The sequence below is a fragment of the Polaromonas sp. P1_E3 genome (assembly GCF_056405935.1).
This window is the reverse complement of the sequence record NZ_JBFUBD010000363.1, coordinates 1-2685: the sequence shown is the minus strand read 5'-3', so window position 1 is coordinate 2685 and position 2685 is coordinate 1. Positions and strand designations below refer to the sequence as shown.

Annotated in this window: 4 protein-coding genes; all 4 read left to right on the top strand. The window is 66.5% G+C overall.

What is annotated here, in order from left to right; translation table 11 throughout:
- Positions 1-345 (top strand): CbtA family protein (locus tag AC1D0Z_RS19210; RefSeq protein ID WP_477659785.1); only part of this gene is annotated, 345 nt, incomplete at its 5' end.
- Positions 346-425: 80 nt separating this feature from the next.
- Entirely contained in the window at positions 426-1097 is a 672-nt protein-coding gene (gene bluB / locus AC1D0Z_RS19205) for a 5,6-dimethylbenzimidazole synthase (RefSeq protein WP_477659787.1), read from the top strand.
- 49 nt (positions 1098-1146) lie between these two features.
- Positions 1147-2136, top strand: coding sequence for an adenosylcobinamide-phosphate synthase CbiB (gene cbiB / locus AC1D0Z_RS19200; RefSeq protein ID WP_477659786.1), 990 nt, complete (start codon positions 1147-1149; stop codon positions 2134-2136).
- On the top strand, positions 2133-2685 hold a 553-nt coding region (locus AC1D0Z_RS19195), incomplete at its 3' end, for an aminotransferase class I/II-fold pyridoxal phosphate-dependent enzyme (protein ID WP_477659784.1). The genes cbiB and AC1D0Z_RS19195, both read left to right, overlap by 4 nt.

The following is a 2685-nucleotide window of genomic DNA, read 5'->3' as shown; positions in this document are numbered from 1 at the left end:
GTACTGGCGGCCGGCAGTGCGGCACTGGCCTGCGTGTCGCTGGCCATGCTGCGCAGCCCCTTGCGCTGGGCGGCAGCGGCGGCCTGGCTGGCTCTGCCGTATGTTGTAGGCGCACCCCACATCACGGGTGACCCCCTGGCCGGCTTTAGCGGTGAGGCCCAGGCGACCCTGCGCCAGTTGGGTGCGCAGTTCATCTGGGCAACCACCTGGGTTTCCCTGTCGTTCTGGGTGGGCTTGGGCCTGGCGGGCGGGCTGGCTTTCCAGCGCTGGCTGCGCCCGGTTTTGATGGCAATCCTGCAGCGTGCCGACGCACCCACTGCCGGTACGGTGCAAGCTCCGCAGTGAGTGGTGTGACGGGTTTTCTCTCTCCCGGCAGGATAGACCCGGCTGACCCGGCTGACCCGGCTGACCCGGCTGAACCGGCCGTGCCCAGCCACGCCTTCACCGCCGCAGAGCAACAAGCGGTGTACCGGGCCATTTTCGAGCGGCGCGACATGCGCCATTTCAGCGGCGGCACCGTCGCGGACGACATCCTGCAACGCCTGCTGTCCGCCGCCCACCACGCGCCCAGCGTGGGCTTCATGCAGCCCTGGCGTTTTATCCGCGTGCGCAGACGGTCTTTGCGTGAGGGGGTTCACGCACTCATTGAGCAGGAGCGCGTGCTGACGGCGCGCGCCCTGGGCGAGCGCGAAGATGAGTTCATGAAACTCAAGGTGCAGGGTGTGYTTGATGCTGCCGAAGTGCTGGTGGTGGCCATGCCGCCGGGACGCGATCAGCATGTGTTTGGCCGGCGCACCTTGCCTGAGATGGATATCGCCTCGGCGGCCTGCGCCATCCAGAACCTTTGGCTGGCCGCGCGTGCCGAAGGTCTTGGCATGGGCTGGGTCTCGATTTTTTGCCCGCAGCAGCTGGCCGGGCTGTTGCAGATGCCCGAAGGCAGCAAGCCGATTGCGGTGCTGTGCCTGGGCCCGGTCCAGGCCTTTTATGAACAGCCCATGCTGCAGGCTGAAAAGTGGGCGCACCGCGCGCCGCTGGCTGAAATGGTGTTTGAAGACGGCTGGGGCCAGACCATCCCGCGTGAGCCGGAAGCGGGTTGAGATGTTCACGCATTGGGCCAGCCTTCATGCCTTGTCCGTGCCTGCTTCCATGGCCGGCTATATGGCGGTCGTGCTGGGGATGGTTCTGTTGCTGGCTTTGTGGGTAGACAAATATTTTGGTGAGCCGCCTGTGCGGGTGCATCCGGTCGTCTGGATGGGTGGCTATCTGCGGGCCTGCGGCAGCGTGACCGTGCGCTGCCCGCCGGCCCTGGCTTTTTTCCTGGGTGCACTGGCCTGGTGGGTGGGCGCAGTGTTGGTGGGGATGGTTGCATGGGGCGTGCAGGCACTGGTGTTCTGGCAGCTGGCCGGCTACGTCAGGGCGCCGGCTTGGGAGGCGGCGATTGACACCGCGCTGCTGGCCGCGCCGATGGCCTGGCTGCTCAAGTGCATGCTGTCATGGCGCATGCTGCGTGAAGAGGTCGGTGCGGTCGAGCTGGCACTGGGCCAGTCGCTCGAGGCAGGGCGGGAGCGCCTCTCCTGGCTGGTGAGCCGCGACACCACCCAGCTCACCGAAAGCCAGGTGCGGGAAAGCGCCATCGAATCCCTGGCCGAAAATTTCAATGACTCCGTGGTGGCGCCGGTCTTCTGGTTTGTGCTGTTCGGGCTGCCGGGTGCTGCCGTCTACCGTTTCAGCAATACGGCCGACGCCATGTGGGGCTACCGCGGCATCTACCGCGGCAAAAAATGGGAATGGGCGGGCAAGTGGGCGGCGCGCGCCGACGATGTGCTCTCATGGCTGCCGGCGCGCCTGACGGCCTTGCTGCTGGCACTCGCGGCACGGGGACTGCCGTTTCATGCCTTGCGCGCTGAAGCCAGCAAGACCCCATCGCCCAACAGCGGCTGGCCCATGGCGGCCATGGCCCTGGCGCTGGGTATCTCGCTCGGCAAGCCGGGCGTTTACACCCTGAACCCCCAAGGGCGGGCGCCCGAGGCCGCAGACACCGCACTGGCGCAAGGCTTGGCCTCTAAGGCAGTGTTCTCCCAGACCTGGATTGCCTTGGCAGCGGTGCTGTTGATCGCCATGGCGGCATCGGCATGAGCATCGCGGGCCCGGGCGCCTCACGCATTCACGGCGGGCCCGACGCACTGGGCGTGCCGCCGTACGACTTTTCGACCAACAGCAACGCCTGCGGGCCGTGCCCTTCGGCGCTGCAGGCTGTTTTCAAGGCCGACGCCACGCGTTATCCCGATGCCGGCTATACCGCCTTGCGCAGGCAACTGGCTGCCTTTCACGCCGTCGACGCGTCCCGTGTGCTGCTGGCTGCAAGTGCCAGTGAATTCATCTTTCGCATCACGGCCCTGGCGGCCAGGCAGGGTGCGCGCGCCGTCTGGCTGCCGCCACTCAGTTATGGCGATTACGCACAGGCAGCCGGTGCACATGGCCTGGCGTTGACAAGCAGTCCTGACGATGCGCAGTTGCTATGGGCCTGCGAGCCCTCCAGTCCGCGGGGGGCTGCGCAAGCCGGACTGTCTGCGCTGGTCGATGGCAGCAGGGCCCAAAATTTTGTCGTGCTTGACCGCGCTTACGAGCCGCTGAGGCTGAGCGCCGCGCCCACGCTTTCGCCGCAACAACTCAACACCATTTGGC